This window comes from Lacticaseibacillus baoqingensis (assembly GCF_003946165.1).
Lineage (GTDB): Bacteria > Bacillota > Bacilli > Lactobacillales > Lactobacillaceae > Lacticaseibacillus > Lacticaseibacillus baoqingensis.
Window position 1 is genome coordinate 63,829 of record NZ_RHOI01000006.1, and the last position, 13,428, is coordinate 77,256.

Consider the following 13,428-nt stretch of genomic DNA (forward strand, 5'->3'; position numbering starts at 1 on the left):
GAGCCAGTCAATGTTGCAAGGTGACTACCGACGTAAGCATACTGGTGTTAACGGGACCAAATAGAATAATGAATGTACAACTAAGAAAGGAAATATATAATCCTTTACTAGTGTCATTAGACATTCTTCCACATTTTATATAGCAGGAGCTCATTATTGAAAACTACTGATCCGAAGAAACGTCAGCTGTTGGATTCGCTTAAAGGAGGACTGATCGTCTCTTGTCAGACTCAAAAAGACGAGCCTATCTATACACCGGACATGTCAGTTAAGATGGCCGAATGTGCAAAGTGGGGCGGTGCCGTTGCGATCCGTGCCAATATTCCGGAACAGATCAAGAAAATCAAAGCAAACGTCGATTTGCCGGTTATTGGATTATGGAAGATCTGGAATGATGACACGGATGTCTTTATCACCCCGACCTTAGAAGCCTGCCAAGCAGTCTGGGACGCCGGTGCTGAGATCATTGCGTTGGATTGCACGGCACAAATTAACCATGAAGGTAAGCCCGCCCGCGACCTGCTTCCTATCGTCAAAAAAGCGATTCCTGAAGCGATCATCTTTGCCGATGTTTCCAACTATGACGAAGCCCGCTGGGCAGTCGATCATGGTGCCGACATCGTGGGGCCAACTCTCTATGGCTACACTGAAGCAACCAAGAACATCGAAGACCCGAATTTCCGGGAATTTGCGCGGATCTGCCGCGACTTTAAAGATGAAGCTTATGTCATTATGGAAGGCCACATCTATACCCCTGAAGACGCTATGAAGGTGATCTTCTTAGGGGCACACGCGGTCGTTGTTGGCAGTGCGATCACCCGTCCGCACTACATCACAAAGCGGTTCACCGATCTGTTGACCGGCTACCAAAATAACTGGCGGGTAGCGGAACGCAGCGCGCATTAAATGCGGCATTAACACCAGTTGCAAGCAGACAAAAGGCCCTGGGATGATGAAAAACATCCCAGGGCCTTTATTTCGCCATTACGACAGTTATTTGTATTGCAGCATAAAGCGGCGCAAGGACGGGTTAAACTAGCAACGAGGCTGCCCGCCGAGCGCAACTCACAAATCAAAGCTAAGGTGGGACCACCAGCTTGAACATCGGCGCACAAACTGGGATCGCGCCGCTTTACGATCTCATCAAATACAGGATACCCGCCTTTATTTTTGGCATTTTGAATACCACGTCGCGCACGACCATTGCCGATACCAGTTTGACCTATGGCCAATATCTAAAGCGCATGTGGCATTGCGTCAATGGCACCGCCGCACCGCACTTGTGGTACAACACCATGATGTTGCAATTTATTCTTTTGATGCCGCAGTTTTGAGCGCTGCCGGCAGCGCTATGGTCATTGCCGCATTGTGCTTATATCAAGTCCAAGCGCAGCGCCCGTTTGCGCAGTTTGTCCATAAGTTCGCGGTTTTGCTGATAAAGCTTACTTATCCAATGTCTTTTGGTCGCAGTGTTTGGGGCGGTTGTTTGGCCAAATGCTGACCGCTAGCAACACTTGGGTCGGCATCTTAAGCGTGTATGTGCTGACTTGTGCTTGTCATTTGCCTAGGCATTTGGGTTGCATGCCGTGTGGTCGCGGCTCCAACCGATGCTGCGCCAAACACTGGTCATTTAAAAAAAAGCCAATCAGCCCCCAACGGCGTTTTCACCGTTGGGGGCTGATTGGCGGGTTGCTTAGCCTAGCGTCAAAGTTAAGTTAAGTGTTTGTTTGGTGCCGGCTTTTAAAGTCGTTTTGCCGGCTTTTTCAAACCAGTCGCCAGGTTTGCCAGCTTGGTCTGGCAAGCCGAAGAAAGGTTCAACACAAATGAATGGTGCTTGTTTATGTTCTGGGCTCCACAAGGTCACATAAGGAAAATCGGTCACATCCAAGCTGACGATCTGATCGTCACCATGCAATAAGCGCGCTTGCGTGGCGGTGTGGGCGTCAAGGATCACGAGCCCATCATCCAGCAAAGCATGACTCAGCGGGATCGTGTCGCCTGTTGCGGCAGTCAAGGTGCGAGTCGTCCCATCGCGAAATGGGGCAGGGCCGACGCCGAGATGTTGCAGCGGCGTGGTTGCGCCGACTAATTGGAGCCGGTATTCTTCCAAAGGCGCATCGATGTTGAAGCCGGGATGGAAGCCTAAGGCAAAAGGCATCGCGCTGGCACCGTCGTCAGCGACAGTGTAGGTGACGTTTAAGCCTGTGGCGGTCAACTGGTACGTCACGGTCAGCACAAAGAGAAACGGATATTTCGCTAAGGTTTGATCGTTGGCATGCAGCGTCATGGTAACGGCATCTGGTGCGGTTTGATCGATGTGATCGAAGGTGAAGTCGCGGGCAAAGCCGTGCTGCCCCATTGGATAACGCTGGCCGTCGATCAAATATGCGTCATCGTTAGACTTGCCGATCGCAGGAAACAGCAGCGGGGCATGGCGGCCCCAGTATTTGCCGGTGGTATCATTCCAAATAAAGGCGCGGCCGTCTTGTTTGCGGGTGATCTGAGTGACTTCAGCCCCCAGCTCGTTGATCTCAGCGGTGAAAGCATCGTTGGTGAGTGTGATCATGAAATTGCCTCCTCTGATTAATAACCGCCTCTAGCATAGCGCGAAAATCAGCTCAGCGTGAAAGAAATTATGCCTCGCAAAGATTGGTCTATGCCAAAAACCGCAAAAGGGCCCCGTTGTCACGCGACTTGACCGTGAGTGGGTCATTTTTCTGGTGTTTGCCGTGATTGGTTCCTCTGCGTATAATGGGTGGGACAATTAAAGGAGCGAACTATGGAAATTTTTGACTCACATACCCATCTCAACGATACCCCTTATGCCGGCCGCGAGGCAGAATACGTCGCGAGTGCGCAAGCATTAGGCGTCACCGAAATGGCGATCGTCGGCAGCGACACCGCTTTGAACGCTAAGGCGATGGCCTTAGCCGCGGCTTATCCCAATCTTTATGCGATCGTCGGCTGGCATCCTGAGTCGAGCAAAGACTACACCCCTGCCGCCGAAGCAGTGTTAATGACACAGTTAGCGGCGGAAAAAACAGTCGCTTTAGGCGAGATCGGCTTGGATTATCATTGGGATACGAGCCCGCAAGACACGCAGCGGCGCGTGTTTGCTCGGCAGCTGGCGATCGCCAGGGAACAACACATCCCGGTGTCGATCCATTCGCGCGATGCGTTTGAAGATACCTATACCTTATTAAAGCAGGCGCATTTGGAAGACTTCGGCGGGATCATGCACAGCTTTACCGGCGATGCCGAGTGGGCCAAGAAGTTCTTGGATCTGGGGATGTACGTGTCTTATTCAGGGATCGTTTCGTTTAAAAACGCGCCAGAAGAACACGAATCCGTGCAGGTGATCCCGCAATCGCGTTTACTTGTCGAAACCGATGCCCCTTATTTGACGCCGACGCCCTATCGCGGCAAGCCCAACCAACCCGGCTACACCCGCTATGTCGTCGATGCAGTCGCCAAATTCCGCGAAGATTCCCCAGAACACATTGCGGCGATCACACGCGCCAATGCCCATCGGATCTTTGGATTGGAGTCAGTATGAGCAAATTTAAACAGATCATCGTCGTGGAAGGCCGCGACGACACCAAACGTTTGACGGAAGCGTTTGGGGCGATCGACACCATTGAAACACATGGCAGTGCGATTTCACCGGCCACCTTGGCACTGATCCAACGCGCGCAACAAACCCGCGGCGTGATCGTGTTGACCGACCCGGATTTTCCCGGCGAAAAGATCCGCCAAACGATCAGCGCCGCGGTGCCTGGGGTCATGCATGCATGGCTGCCGCGTGAAGCGGCTAAACCAGAGCGCTTGCACGGCTCACTTGGCGTCGAACACGCCACGCCAGCCGCATTAAAAGCGGCGCTTTCGCACTTGTTGGTGGCAGTGCCTGACGCCAAGGCTCAGATCCCCACAACAGACTTATATCGTATGCACTTGATCGGCAGCCCCGACGCGGCCAAGCGCCGAGCACGCCTAGGGGACTTGTTGCATATCGGATATGCCAATGGCAAGCAGCTGCAAAAACGGCTGCGCCAGTTTGGCATTACCCCGGCGCAACTCGGCCAAGCGGTAACCCAGCTTGATAAGGAGGACTTGGATGCCTGAACATATCGCAGATCCAGCGCGGACGCATGCGCTGTTAAAAAAACACGGCTTTATATTCAAAAAAAGCCTCGGCCAGAACTTTTTGACCAACCCAAAGATCTTACAAAACATCGTCGCCGCCGCTGAGCTGAGCCAAGCTGATGATGTGATCGAAGTCGGCCCGGGGATCGGGTCGTTGACGCAGTTTCTAGCAGAAGCGGCACATCAAGTCTTGGCCTTAGAAGTCGATGGGCGCTTGTTGCCCGTATTAGCAGAGACACTAGCCGATTATCGCAATGTGCAGGTCGTCTTAGAAGACGTCTTGAAAGCGGATCTGCCAGCTTTAGTCGCTGAACATCTTGATGGCCGGCATCAATTGAAAGTCGTTGCCAACCTACCTTATTACATCACCACTCCGATCTTGATGCATTTGATGCAGTCGCGGCTGGACTTTGCCAGCTTGACGGTGATGATGCAAAAAGAAGTGGCAGATCGCTTGACTGCTCAGCCCAACTCCAAAGACTATGGCAGCTTGAGCATCGCTGTGCAACAAACGATGGCGGTGGCCGTGGCATTTGAGGTCAAACGCACGAATTTCGTGCCGGCGCCTAACGTTGATTCGGCGATCGTCACCTTGACGCGCCGGCCGACGCCATTGGTCACAGTTCAAGATCAAGCCGCGTTTGACCAATTAGTGCGCGGGGCGTTTGCCGCGCGGCGCAAAACGTTATGGAATAATCTGCAAAACTTGTATGGCAAAACCGCCAAACCGCAACTGCAACAAGCGCTGGATGCCGCAGCGATCGCACCTAGCCAGCGCGCGGAGCAATTGAGTATCGCAGATTTTGGCCGCTTGAGCGATGCCTTAGTCGCTGCTGGAGTATAAATTTTGCCATCAGCTTGTATGCAAGCGTTTTTTAAGCGTGCATGCAAACCTAAAAGTTTGGTGAAAACGTTGATGTAGCGCGCATTTTGTTGTTGCAGAATGTGGATTGTAATGGTATAATTGCCAGCTCGTTGATTTTGTGCTATACTGTCTACAAGAGGTGAAGTGCATGCCAATGACATTAGCAAGCATCAAGCAACAACTCGACGGTAAAATCGGCGAGAATTTGACGGTCGTCGCTCAAGCTGGTCGCAAGAAGGTCACACGCCGCAAAGGGACGTTGAAAGAAACCTATCCCGCGATCTTCGTGGTCGATCTTGACCAAGAAACGAATGCTTTCGAGCGCGTTTCTTATAGCTACGCAGACTTGCTCACCAAATCGATCCAGATCACATTTGATGACGAAGCACAAGTTTCCTAAAATCAGCCATGCTGCCCGGTGCACATGGCTTTTTTTGTGCGCTCAAACGGTTGTTTCACGAGAAACAACCCCGATCAGCGGCATTGGCGTTATCATAGTGACAGAAAGAGGCGCGATGATGACTGAGAAAAATTATCGGTTAACCCTGGATGCGATCGGCAATCGGGACCCAGCATACTTAGAAACTATTTTTTCGTTAGGCAATGGGCATTTTGGGATCCGCGCTGGGGATGTGCTGACCCCTAGCGCCACTGCCGGTACGATCATTAACGGCTTATATGAAACCGCACCGATCCAATATGGCGAGGCGGCTTATGGGTATGCGGCCAATCATCAAACCACCGTCGCGTTACCAGACTTGCGCGTGATCACGATACAAAATGCCGCCGGTGAAGCATTTGTGACCAACGCACTCGGTGAAAAAACGTTGGATCTGCGCTCTGGGCAGTTGCAGGAAAGCTGGCTGGCAACTGACCCCAATGGCGCGACCATCCAAGTACAACTGACGTCGGTGCTGCAACAGCCAGCCGGCAACTTGGCGGCGTTGACGTATACGGTGACAGCGGTGACTTATACGGGCAAGCTGACCTTGGCTAAAACATTGAAAATGCCGCCGCAAGCTGCGGTTAGCGGAGATCCGCGACAAGCGCGGCACTTAGCGCCGCCAGCAGTACACCTGGCGCAGCCAGACGCGCAGACTTTGGTCGCAACGATCCGCACCCGCCAAAGTCGTCAAGTCCAGCAGCTGCAGTTGGCAGCGGCGCAGGGATTGACGTTTGCGGCTGACTTAGTGCCTGGTGCTGGCATCACCTATCCGGTAGTGGCCGTTGTGAATGCCTTGAATGACGAGTCTCGCTTGGGACTCAATGTGCCTGTCGCCAGTTTGACCAAGTCGGTCGCCACGGCAGCTAAACGTTATTGGCAAGGCTTTTGGGCGCATAGCGACGCGTCGATCCAAGGCGATTTTCGCTTAGATCTGGCGATCCATTATAATCTCTTTCAACTTGCCAGTGCCGCCGGTCAAGATGGTAAAACCAATATTGCCGCCAAAGGGCTTTCCGGAACAGGCTATGAAGGCCATTATTTTTGGGATACCGAGATGTATATGTTACCGTTTTTGACATACACCAATCCGCAGATCGCCAAGCGCTTGTTGGAATATCGTGCGCGCATCTTGCCGCAAGCACAATCGCGTGCGCGGCTGCTCGGCGTCGATTCAGGGGCATTATTCGCCTGGCGCACGATCAATGGCGAAGAAGCCAGTGCCTATTTTCCTGCCGGCACGGCGCAATATCATATTGACGGGGATGTGGCGTTTGCCGTTGACCGCTATTGGCAAGTCACTGGCGATCAAGCGTTTATGCGCAGCACCGGCTTGCAGCTGTTGATCGCCACGGCCCGTTTTTGGGCGGCGTTTGGCAGCTGGAGTGAACGGGCACACCAGCAGACGTTCGAATTTTTTGCCGTCACCGGGCCAGATGAGTATACGGCGTTGGTGAATAACAACTATTATACCAATCGTATCGCCAAGTTTAACCTGGCGACTGCCGCCCAGCTGGCAGCAGAATTTCCAACGGCTGCAGCGCAGTGGCAAGTCACCGCAACAGAAATCGCGGATTGGCGGCACAAGGCCGCGGCGGTGTTTTTACCTTATAGTGACGATTTGCAGATCAACGAACAAGATGATAGTGCGTTTCATAAGCCGGTGTGGCCATTTGCCCAAACGCCCAAAGACCATTATCCGCTGCTTTTGCATTATCATCCGTTGACGATTTATCGCTACCAAGTGAATAAGCAAGCCGATACCTTGCTGGCCGATTATTTGTTTGATGATCTTGATGCGGCACAATTGCAGCGGGAATATGCCTATTACGAAAGCATCACCACGCATGACTCATCGCTGTCGCGGTCGATTTTTTCGGCATTGGCGGCGCGCTTAGGCCAGCAAGAAAAAGCCTATCGCTACTTTATGGATACTGCGGCGATGGATCTGGTGGACTTGCAGCAAAACGCCGCGGATGGCTTGCACATTGCTAATCTTGGCGGCAGTTGGCTGAGCTTGGCGACAGGGTTTGGCGGCTTGGCGATCAAATCCGGGGTATTATCGGTGACCAATCATTTGCCGCGCCAGTGGCAAAGCTTAACGCTTCGAGTTCAGATCCAAGGCCGGTTGTTGCAGATCACCTACCGGCCAAAAAAACACAGGTGACCAGATTGACTGGCGCTTTGCTGACAGTCATCGTGGATGGTCAACGGCAACAAGTCTAAAGCAGGTGAACAACGCCGTGCTCGTTTGCCCGGCGTTTTTCTTATGCGTGCGAGGGTGTCAACTGAGGCAAAAACGGTTATACTGGAAAGTAAATATTCCCACTCAAAGCGACAGTTAGTGCCGCTTATCAAGAAAAACGAGACTGGTGGTACCTATGGAAATTATCCAGAAAGCCCCGGCCAAGATTAATTTGAGTCTAGACGCGCTTTATCGCCATCATGATGGCGAACACGAGTGGCGTATGGTGATGACTTCCGTGGATCTGGCGGATTACGTTCACATCAAGCCGCATGCATCAGTGCACGTCACAACGGACAGTGGCTTCCTTCCTGAGGATCCACGCAATCTGGCCTATAAGGCGGCCATTGCGCTGCAAAAAGCCGCCGGGGTGCGGCAAGGTGCACGCATCCACATCGAAAAACATATTCCTGTCGCGGCAGGGTTAGGTGGCGGCTCTTCAGATGCTGCCGCCGTGCTGCGCGGGTTGAATACCTTATGGGGCCTTGATTATTCCTTGGCGCAGCTGGCAACGATCGGCTTGCAAGTCGACTCAGACGTGCCGTATTGTGTGTATTCCCAAACGGCTTTGGTCACCGGGCGCGGGGAAGTCGTCCAACCCCTGGGCCAGCTGCCGAATTTTTGGGTCGTCTTAGCCAAGCCTGGCGTGTCAGTATCGACTCCCAGCATCCTCAATGCGCTTGATTACAACCAACCCATGCCGCGACCGGATACGGATAAAGTGCTGGCTGGGATCAAAGCCAACGATTTTCAGCTGATGATCTCCGGGATGACCAATAGCCTTGAGCATGTGACGGCCGGCCGACATCATGAGATCACCGCGCTGACGACGCGGTTTATCAAATATGGCGCCCAAGTGGCACAAATGTCTGGTTCTGGGCCGACCGTGTTTGGGTTATGCGAAAAACACAGCCGGGCGGTGCGCGTGTATAACAGTATGAAAGGCTTTTGCAAGGAAGTGTACTTGCTGCGGCCGTTATAAGCCGCCTGTTGCAGGCGGCTTTTTGCGTGCCCGATAATTTTTCCCGCTTGTGGGCAAAGCTTGTGCCGCTACGCCGCCAACGGGCCCAGCCTTGACCGGAATCACTACGAACTGACACGCTATTGACACGCCTAACGCCGCACGGCATGATAAAAATAGCGGGCAGTCAGGCAGCTGAATTTGCTTGGCTGTTGCCATTGAAGGATCGAGAAAGCAGGGATTAGGATGCACACACAGACACCGAAACCGAATGCCGCGTTTCGTTGGGGGATCTTGTTGAATGCGGCATATATTATTGCCGAAGTGGGTTTTGGGACGCTGATCGGGTCGATCGCTTTGGTCGCCGATGCGCTGCATAATTTAAGCGACGTGTTAGGATTGGCGATCGCCTGGTTCGCCTCGTGGTTATCGCTCAGACGCCCGACGGCTCAGCGGACTTATGGGTATAAAGGGTCGTCGATCTTGGCTGCGTTGATCAATGCGGTGTTTTTGCTGGTGGCGATGGGGGCGATCATTGTGGAAGCCGCCAGCCGCTTTGCGCATCCAGAGCCGATCCAAGGGGCCACGGTGATGCTGGTGGCCGGAGTCGGGATCGTCGTGAATGGGGTGACGGCCCTGTTGTTTCACCAGGGCAAAGATCATGACTTGAATATCCGGGGGGCGTTTTTGCATATGGCGGCTGATGCCGGGGTCAGTTTAGGCGTGGTCTTAGCCGGCGGGCTGTATCTATTGACCGGCTGGGAATGGCTCGATCCGCTGGTTTCTATCGGTGTGGCAGTGGTGGTTTTGATCTCAACTTGGGGCTTGTTAAAAGATGCCGTTAACTTAGCGATGGCGGCGGTGCCTAAAGCCATCGATACCGCAGCCGTGACGCGCTGCATTGAAAGCTGCGATACCGTGATCAGCTGCCATGACTTGCATATTTGGGCCTTAAGCACCACCGACGTTGCCTTGACCGTGCATGTGATGCGCACCACTGGGGAGAATAATGATTGGTTTTTGGAAAAACTGGCGCAGAAGCTGCGGGACCATTTTGATATTGCCCATGTGACGATCCAAGTGGAGTACGGGGACTATCAACCGTTGCGGATCCGCGACAACCCATATTGAACGCAAAAGGGGCGTGACTTTTGTCACCCCCTTTTTAATGGTGCCACCGTTGACCAATTGTGCAATTAAACTTGACAAGTCTGCTTATAAGTCGGAAAATGTGAAACTGTTTGTGTCTGCAAATATCCCAAAAGATGCGAACGTTCGCATAAAATATAGAGAAAAGTCTGGGAATTTTCCGGTCAATCACCTATAATTAAGCAGATTGAAACGTTATATCTCGTGATAATCCAAATATTCGGAGTTAAGGAGAATTTTACTTATGAAAGTACGTCGCAGCGACCGCTTGATCGATATGACTCGCTACTTGTTGGAACGGCCCCATACCTTGGTGCCGTTGACCTTTTTTTCAAAGCGCTATGAAAGTGCGAAGTCTTCGATCTCAGAAGACTTGGCGATCGTGCGCCGCACCTTCGCCCAACGGCAAACCGGCATCTTAGAAACCGTGCCTGGTGCCGCTGGCGGGGTGCGCTATATCCCGATCATGGGGCAAGTCGAAGCCAATGACTTTATTGCTGAAATGGCCGGCCGGCTCAGCGAAACAGATCGCTTACTGCCAGGCGGGTATGTTTATCTTTCGGATCTGCTCGGCACCCCAGAGGTCTTGCGGCAAATCGGCCGCTTGATCGCGACGCAATACTTGGATCAAAAAGTCGACGCGGTGATGACTGTGGCGACTAAAGGGATCCCGATCGCGCAATCTGTCAGCCAATATTTGAATGTGCCGTTTGTGATCGTCCGGCGGGATTCGAAGATCACCGAAGGCTCGACGGTGAGTGTGAACTATGTTTCCGCAAGTTCTGCACGGATCGAAAAAATGGAACTGTCCAAGCGTTCTTTGGCTGCCGGTTCTGGCGTCTTGATCGTCGATGACTTCATGAAAGGCGGCGGCACAGTCAACGGGATGCGGAGTTTGATCGCCGAATTTGACGCCAAGCTCGTCGGGATCTCGGTGTTTGCAGAAGGCAACTTCTCTGGCGATCGCATGGTATCCGACTATACCAGCTTGATCCGCGTGGATGAAGTGGATACCAAAGCCAACACCTTGCATGCGGTGGCGGGCAACTATATGGATAAAAACGCCGCTCGGTTAGAGGAACTGGCGAAATGAGTGCTTATCTCTATCCGGTAAAAATGGCAGTGATCACCTTCCCGATTTTGGCGTTGGTGTTGGCACTGCCTTTTTTGATCATTCAGTATCGGCGCTATGGCAGCTTTATCTTTTGGCGGGCCTTCGTCGTCTATAGTTTCGTGTTTTACATGTTGACAGCGTATTTCTTGATCGTCTTGCCGCTGCCCAGTCGCGCGGCGGTGGCGGCGTTGACGACGCCAAAAGCAAACGTGATCCCGTTGACGGCCTTGCGCGAGTTTTTAAACACGACGGTATTTTCGCCGCTGCATCCCGGGACTTGGCTAGCGGCGATGAAGCAGCCTGGGTTCATCCAGCCAGTCTTCAATATTGTGTTGACCATTCCGTTTGGGGTTTATCTGCGGTATTACTTCAAGCGGCCGTTAAAACAGATCCTGTTGTTGAGCTTTGGCTTGAGCCTATTTTTTGAGCTGACGCAGTTGTCTGGGCTGTATGGGTATTACCCGCGGCCTTATCGCTTGTTTGATGTCGATGATCTGATCTGTAATTCCAGCGGCGGCTTGATCGGCGGGCTGGTGGCGCCAACGTTGATGCGGGCGTTTCCGACGCGCGATGAAATGGATGCGCGCAGCCTGGCCAAAGGGCAGCACGTAGGCTGGCTGCGGCGGTTTGTCGCTTTTGTGGTCGATAACGTCGTCGTTGTCGGCATTGTGAGCGCCTTGTTGGGGTTGCTGTTGCATTTGTTAGGGATCGATCAGCACTTGGTCGTCTTGTTGAGTGAAGCGGTGATACCGCTGTTTTTTGCGCATGTCTTGGTACCGATATTTCATCAAGGCGCAACTTTTGGCAAAAGCTTAGTGCGGATCCGTTTGGTGAAAGAAAACGGGCAGGCGGTTGGCTTTTGGCGGTTGTTCCTGCGGGCCTTTTTGTTATATGGGGTGAGCTTGCAAGCGATTCGCGGGTTTTTCTTGACGTTCGAAGAGATTTTTTCAAAATTTCATCGTACTGAGTTGAATTTCGCGCTGTTAGCGTTGTTTGGACTGGTGTGTGCGTTCTTATTGGTCAACTTCATTTGGGAAGCGGCGACCCGTGACAATCATTATTTTTATGACGTTTGGGCGCAGACCAAACAGATCAGTACCGTGAAACAGGCGCAAGCCGCCAACGATTGAGTGTGGCAGCAGCGCAGAAAAAGGCGATCAAATTTCGGCGAATGCCAGATTTGAATCGCTTTTTTTGCATGCGCAATTTCGATAATATTCTAAATAGTTGTTGACGTGACCCGATACTGGCGCTACCATCTAATTAGAAAATATTCAAAATAGAATGGAGGCCAGCAAATGGCAATGAGCGACACGTTAAAAGCCATTTCTGATCCAGTGCGGCGTCAGATCTTAAACTTGCTGAAAGACCAATCAAAGCCGGCAGGGGAAATCGCCGCCCAATTTGAGCTGACCCCGGCGACGGTATCCTACCATCTGAAACTGCTCAAACAGGCGCATTTGATCACGGAACGGCGAGAGAAGAATTTTATCTACTACGACTTGAATGCCAGTGTGTTTGAAGAGGTGCTTAGCTGGATCTACAGTCTCGGAATTGGAGGAACTCCTCATGACAAAAAATAAATGGCTCGTATTAGCAATTACCAGTGCCGTGATTTTAGCCACCATGGGCTACGGGGTGAGCCAATACGATTCACTACCAGCGACCATGGTGATACATTGGGGCATGGATAATCAACCGAATGGATGGATGCCCAAAGCCGGCGTCATTTACGGAATACCGCTGATCATGCTGGTGATCCATTTGATCACCGTTGGCAGCACCTACTGGGCCAGCAGTCACGGCCAAAGCGCACCGCGCTTTGAACGGATTACTGCGTGGATCATTCCAATCGTGACCATTGTTATGTATGTGGTGACGATCCGCTATGCGCAAGGTCAGGCAGTCAACATTCGCTTGTGGGCAATTGCTGTCGTCGGTGCAGTATTCATCCTCATGGGCAATTACTTGCCCACGGTGCCGACAACTGCAGCTCGCCAAGGCTGGACCGGCATCGGCTTTAATGTGCCGTGGCAAGTGACCAATCAAGCAGGTACGTTAAAGACAATGCGGGTCTTAGGATACGTCATGGTAGCCGGCGGGATCTTGCTGTTGGGGAGTTTGTTCTTGCCGACAGTGGCTTCAGTCGTTGCGTTGGCGCTGGTCATCGCCGCAATTATTGTGGTGATGCCGCTGAGTTATGTTTGGACGACCCGCTCACACTAAACGCGCTTCTAATCGCAACGGTGAGGCGTCTCAAACATCGCGCCGTGCTCCGGCTGCGCCGAAACCCGCCACGCTGCTTGAGACACTCACCTAAAACCGCGATTCGTCACGCTCTCCCATAAACGCGCTCACCAAGGCAACGGGCCGCGGGTAAGGCAGCCTGGCCTTGGCACGGCTGCGCCGCACCCGACCAGGCTGCCTTACCCACACACCCCTAAAAGCGCCTTGGTTCACGCTCTCACGACAAAGACACGTCCAGTGTGTGCTGACGTGTCTCGGGCGA

Annotated in this window: 14 protein-coding genes and 1 pseudogene; 14 read left to right on the forward strand and 1 reads right to left on the reverse strand. The window is 52.6% G+C overall.

Features of this window, described 5'->3' with window-relative positions:
* Nucleotides 1–156 precede the first annotated feature (156 nt).
* Together EKM91_RS03720 and EKM91_RS03725 are read left to right on the forward strand one after the other, a co-directional pair.
* Complete coding sequence (locus EKM91_RS03720; protein WP_125749937.1) at nucleotides 157–906, forward strand: N-acetylmannosamine-6-phosphate 2-epimerase; 750 nt, start codon at nucleotides 157–159, stop codon at nucleotides 904–906.
* 191 nt (nucleotides 907–1,097) lie between these two features.
* A pseudogene (locus EKM91_RS03725) lies at nucleotides 1,098–1,331 on the forward strand (acyltransferase); the annotation flags it as partial.
* A 362-nt stretch (nucleotides 1,332–1,693) separates the two neighbouring features.
* On the opposite strand, the gene EKM91_RS03730 reads toward EKM91_RS03725, so the two are convergent.
* On the reverse strand, nucleotides 1,694–2,566 hold the full coding sequence (locus EKM91_RS03730; RefSeq protein WP_125749940.1) for an aldose 1-epimerase family protein: 873 nt from the start codon (nucleotides 2,564–2,566) through the stop codon (nucleotides 1,694–1,696).
* Nucleotides 2,567–2,779: 213 nt separating this feature from the next.
* Here EKM91_RS03730 and EKM91_RS03735 point away from each other — a divergent pair, with 213 nt between their 5' ends.
* The 12 genes from EKM91_RS03735 to EKM91_RS03785 all read left to right on the forward strand — a co-directional run bounded on the left by EKM91_RS03735 (nucleotide 2,780) and on the right by EKM91_RS03785 (nucleotide 13,145).
* Entirely contained in the window at nucleotides 2,780–3,556 is a 777-nt protein-coding gene (locus EKM91_RS03735) for a TatD family hydrolase (RefSeq protein ID WP_125749943.1), read from the forward strand.
* On the forward strand, nucleotides 3,553–4,122 hold the full coding sequence (gene rnmV / locus EKM91_RS03740) for a ribonuclease M5 (protein ID WP_125749946.1): 570 nt from the start codon (nucleotides 3,553–3,555) through the stop codon (nucleotides 4,120–4,122). The genes EKM91_RS03735 and rnmV overlap by 4 nt, the downstream gene beginning before the upstream one ends.
* The gene (rsmA, locus tag EKM91_RS03745; RefSeq protein ID WP_125749949.1) at nucleotides 4,115–4,987 is read left to right on the forward strand and encodes a 16S rRNA (adenine(1518)-N(6)/adenine(1519)-N(6))-dimethyltransferase RsmA; all 873 of its coding nucleotides are present in this window, start codon (nucleotides 4,115–4,117) and stop codon (nucleotides 4,985–4,987) included. Before rnmV ends, rsmA begins: the two co-directional genes overlap by 8 nt.
* A 169-nt stretch (nucleotides 4,988–5,156) precedes the next feature.
* Entirely contained in the window at nucleotides 5,157–5,408 is a 252-nt protein-coding gene (locus EKM91_RS03750) for a Veg family protein (protein WP_125749952.1), read from the forward strand.
* Nucleotides 5,409–5,526: 118 nt separating this feature from the next.
* Nucleotides 5,527–7,617, forward strand: coding sequence for a glycoside hydrolase family 65 protein (locus EKM91_RS03755; RefSeq protein ID WP_225419442.1), 2,091 nt, complete (start codon nucleotides 5,527–5,529; stop codon nucleotides 7,615–7,617).
* A 36-nt stretch (nucleotides 7,618–7,653) separates the two neighbouring features.
* Entirely contained in the window at nucleotides 7,654–7,866 is a 213-nt protein-coding gene (locus EKM91_RS13795) for a hypothetical protein (protein ID WP_164508432.1), read from the forward strand.
* Entirely contained in the window at nucleotides 7,832–8,677 is an 846-nt protein-coding gene (gene ispE, locus EKM91_RS03760; protein WP_125749955.1) for a 4-(cytidine 5'-diphospho)-2-C-methyl-D-erythritol kinase, read from the forward strand. Before EKM91_RS13795 ends, ispE begins: the two co-directional genes overlap by 35 nt.
* A 225-nt stretch (nucleotides 8,678–8,902) precedes the next feature.
* Complete coding sequence (locus EKM91_RS03765; protein WP_125749957.1) at nucleotides 8,903–9,787, forward strand: cation diffusion facilitator family transporter; 885 nt, start codon at nucleotides 8,903–8,905, stop codon at nucleotides 9,785–9,787.
* Nucleotides 9,788–10,049: 262 nt separating this feature from the next.
* A complete protein-coding gene (gene purR / locus EKM91_RS03770) occupies nucleotides 10,050–10,898 on the forward strand; it encodes a pur operon repressor (protein ID WP_125749960.1) in 849 nt (282 codons plus the stop codon).
* Nucleotides 10,895–12,049, forward strand: coding sequence for a VanZ family protein (locus EKM91_RS03775; protein WP_125749963.1), 1,155 nt, complete (start codon nucleotides 10,895–10,897; stop codon nucleotides 12,047–12,049). The genes purR and EKM91_RS03775 overlap by 4 nt, the downstream gene beginning before the upstream one ends.
* A 168-nt stretch (nucleotides 12,050–12,217) precedes the next feature.
* Nucleotides 12,218–12,502: an autorepressor SdpR family transcription factor gene (locus EKM91_RS03780; RefSeq protein WP_125749967.1), complete on the forward strand. Its 285-nt coding sequence runs from the start codon at nucleotides 12,218–12,220 to the stop codon at nucleotides 12,500–12,502.
* Entirely contained in the window at nucleotides 12,489–13,145 is a 657-nt protein-coding gene (locus tag EKM91_RS03785; RefSeq protein WP_164508437.1) for a DUF1648 domain-containing protein, read from the forward strand. The genes EKM91_RS03780 and EKM91_RS03785 overlap by 14 nt, the downstream gene beginning before the upstream one ends.
* Nucleotides 13,146–13,428: the final 283 nt, after the last annotated feature.

Excerpts from the sequence above, each read along its gene's own strand:
- EKM91_RS03730 (WP_125749940.1), bottom strand. The coding sequence starts at position 2,566 with ATGATCACACTCACCAACGATGCTTTCACCGCTGAGATCAACGAGCTG.
- EKM91_RS03735 (WP_125749943.1), top strand. The coding sequence starts at position 2,780 with ATGGAAATTTTTGACTCACATACCCATCTCAACGATACCCCTTATGCC.
- rnmV (WP_125749946.1), top strand. The coding sequence starts at position 3,553 with ATGAGCAAATTTAAACAGATCATCGTCGTGGAAGGCCGCGACGACACC.
- rsmA (WP_125749949.1), top strand. The coding sequence starts at position 4,115 with ATGCCTGAACATATCGCAGATCCAGCGCGGACGCATGCGCTGTTAAAA.
- EKM91_RS03750 (WP_125749952.1), top strand. The coding sequence starts at position 5,157 with ATGCCAATGACATTAGCAAGCATCAAGCAACAACTCGACGGTAAAATC.
- EKM91_RS03755 (WP_225419442.1), top strand. The coding sequence starts at position 5,527 with ATGACTGAGAAAAATTATCGGTTAACCCTGGATGCGATCGGCAATCGG.
- EKM91_RS13795 (WP_164508432.1), top strand. The coding sequence starts at position 7,654 with ATGGTCAACGGCAACAAGTCTAAAGCAGGTGAACAACGCCGTGCTCGT.
- ispE (WP_125749955.1), top strand. The coding sequence starts at position 7,832 with ATGGAAATTATCCAGAAAGCCCCGGCCAAGATTAATTTGAGTCTAGAC.
- EKM91_RS03765 (WP_125749957.1), top strand. The coding sequence starts at position 8,903 with ATGCACACACAGACACCGAAACCGAATGCCGCGTTTCGTTGGGGGATC.
- purR (WP_125749960.1), top strand. The coding sequence starts at position 10,050 with ATGAAAGTACGTCGCAGCGACCGCTTGATCGATATGACTCGCTACTTG.
- EKM91_RS03775 (WP_125749963.1), top strand. The coding sequence starts at position 10,895 with ATGAGTGCTTATCTCTATCCGGTAAAAATGGCAGTGATCACCTTCCCG.
- EKM91_RS03780 (WP_125749967.1), top strand. The coding sequence starts at position 12,218 with ATGGCAATGAGCGACACGTTAAAAGCCATTTCTGATCCAGTGCGGCGT.
- EKM91_RS03785 (WP_164508437.1), top strand. The coding sequence starts at position 12,489 with ATGACAAAAAATAAATGGCTCGTATTAGCAATTACCAGTGCCGTGATT.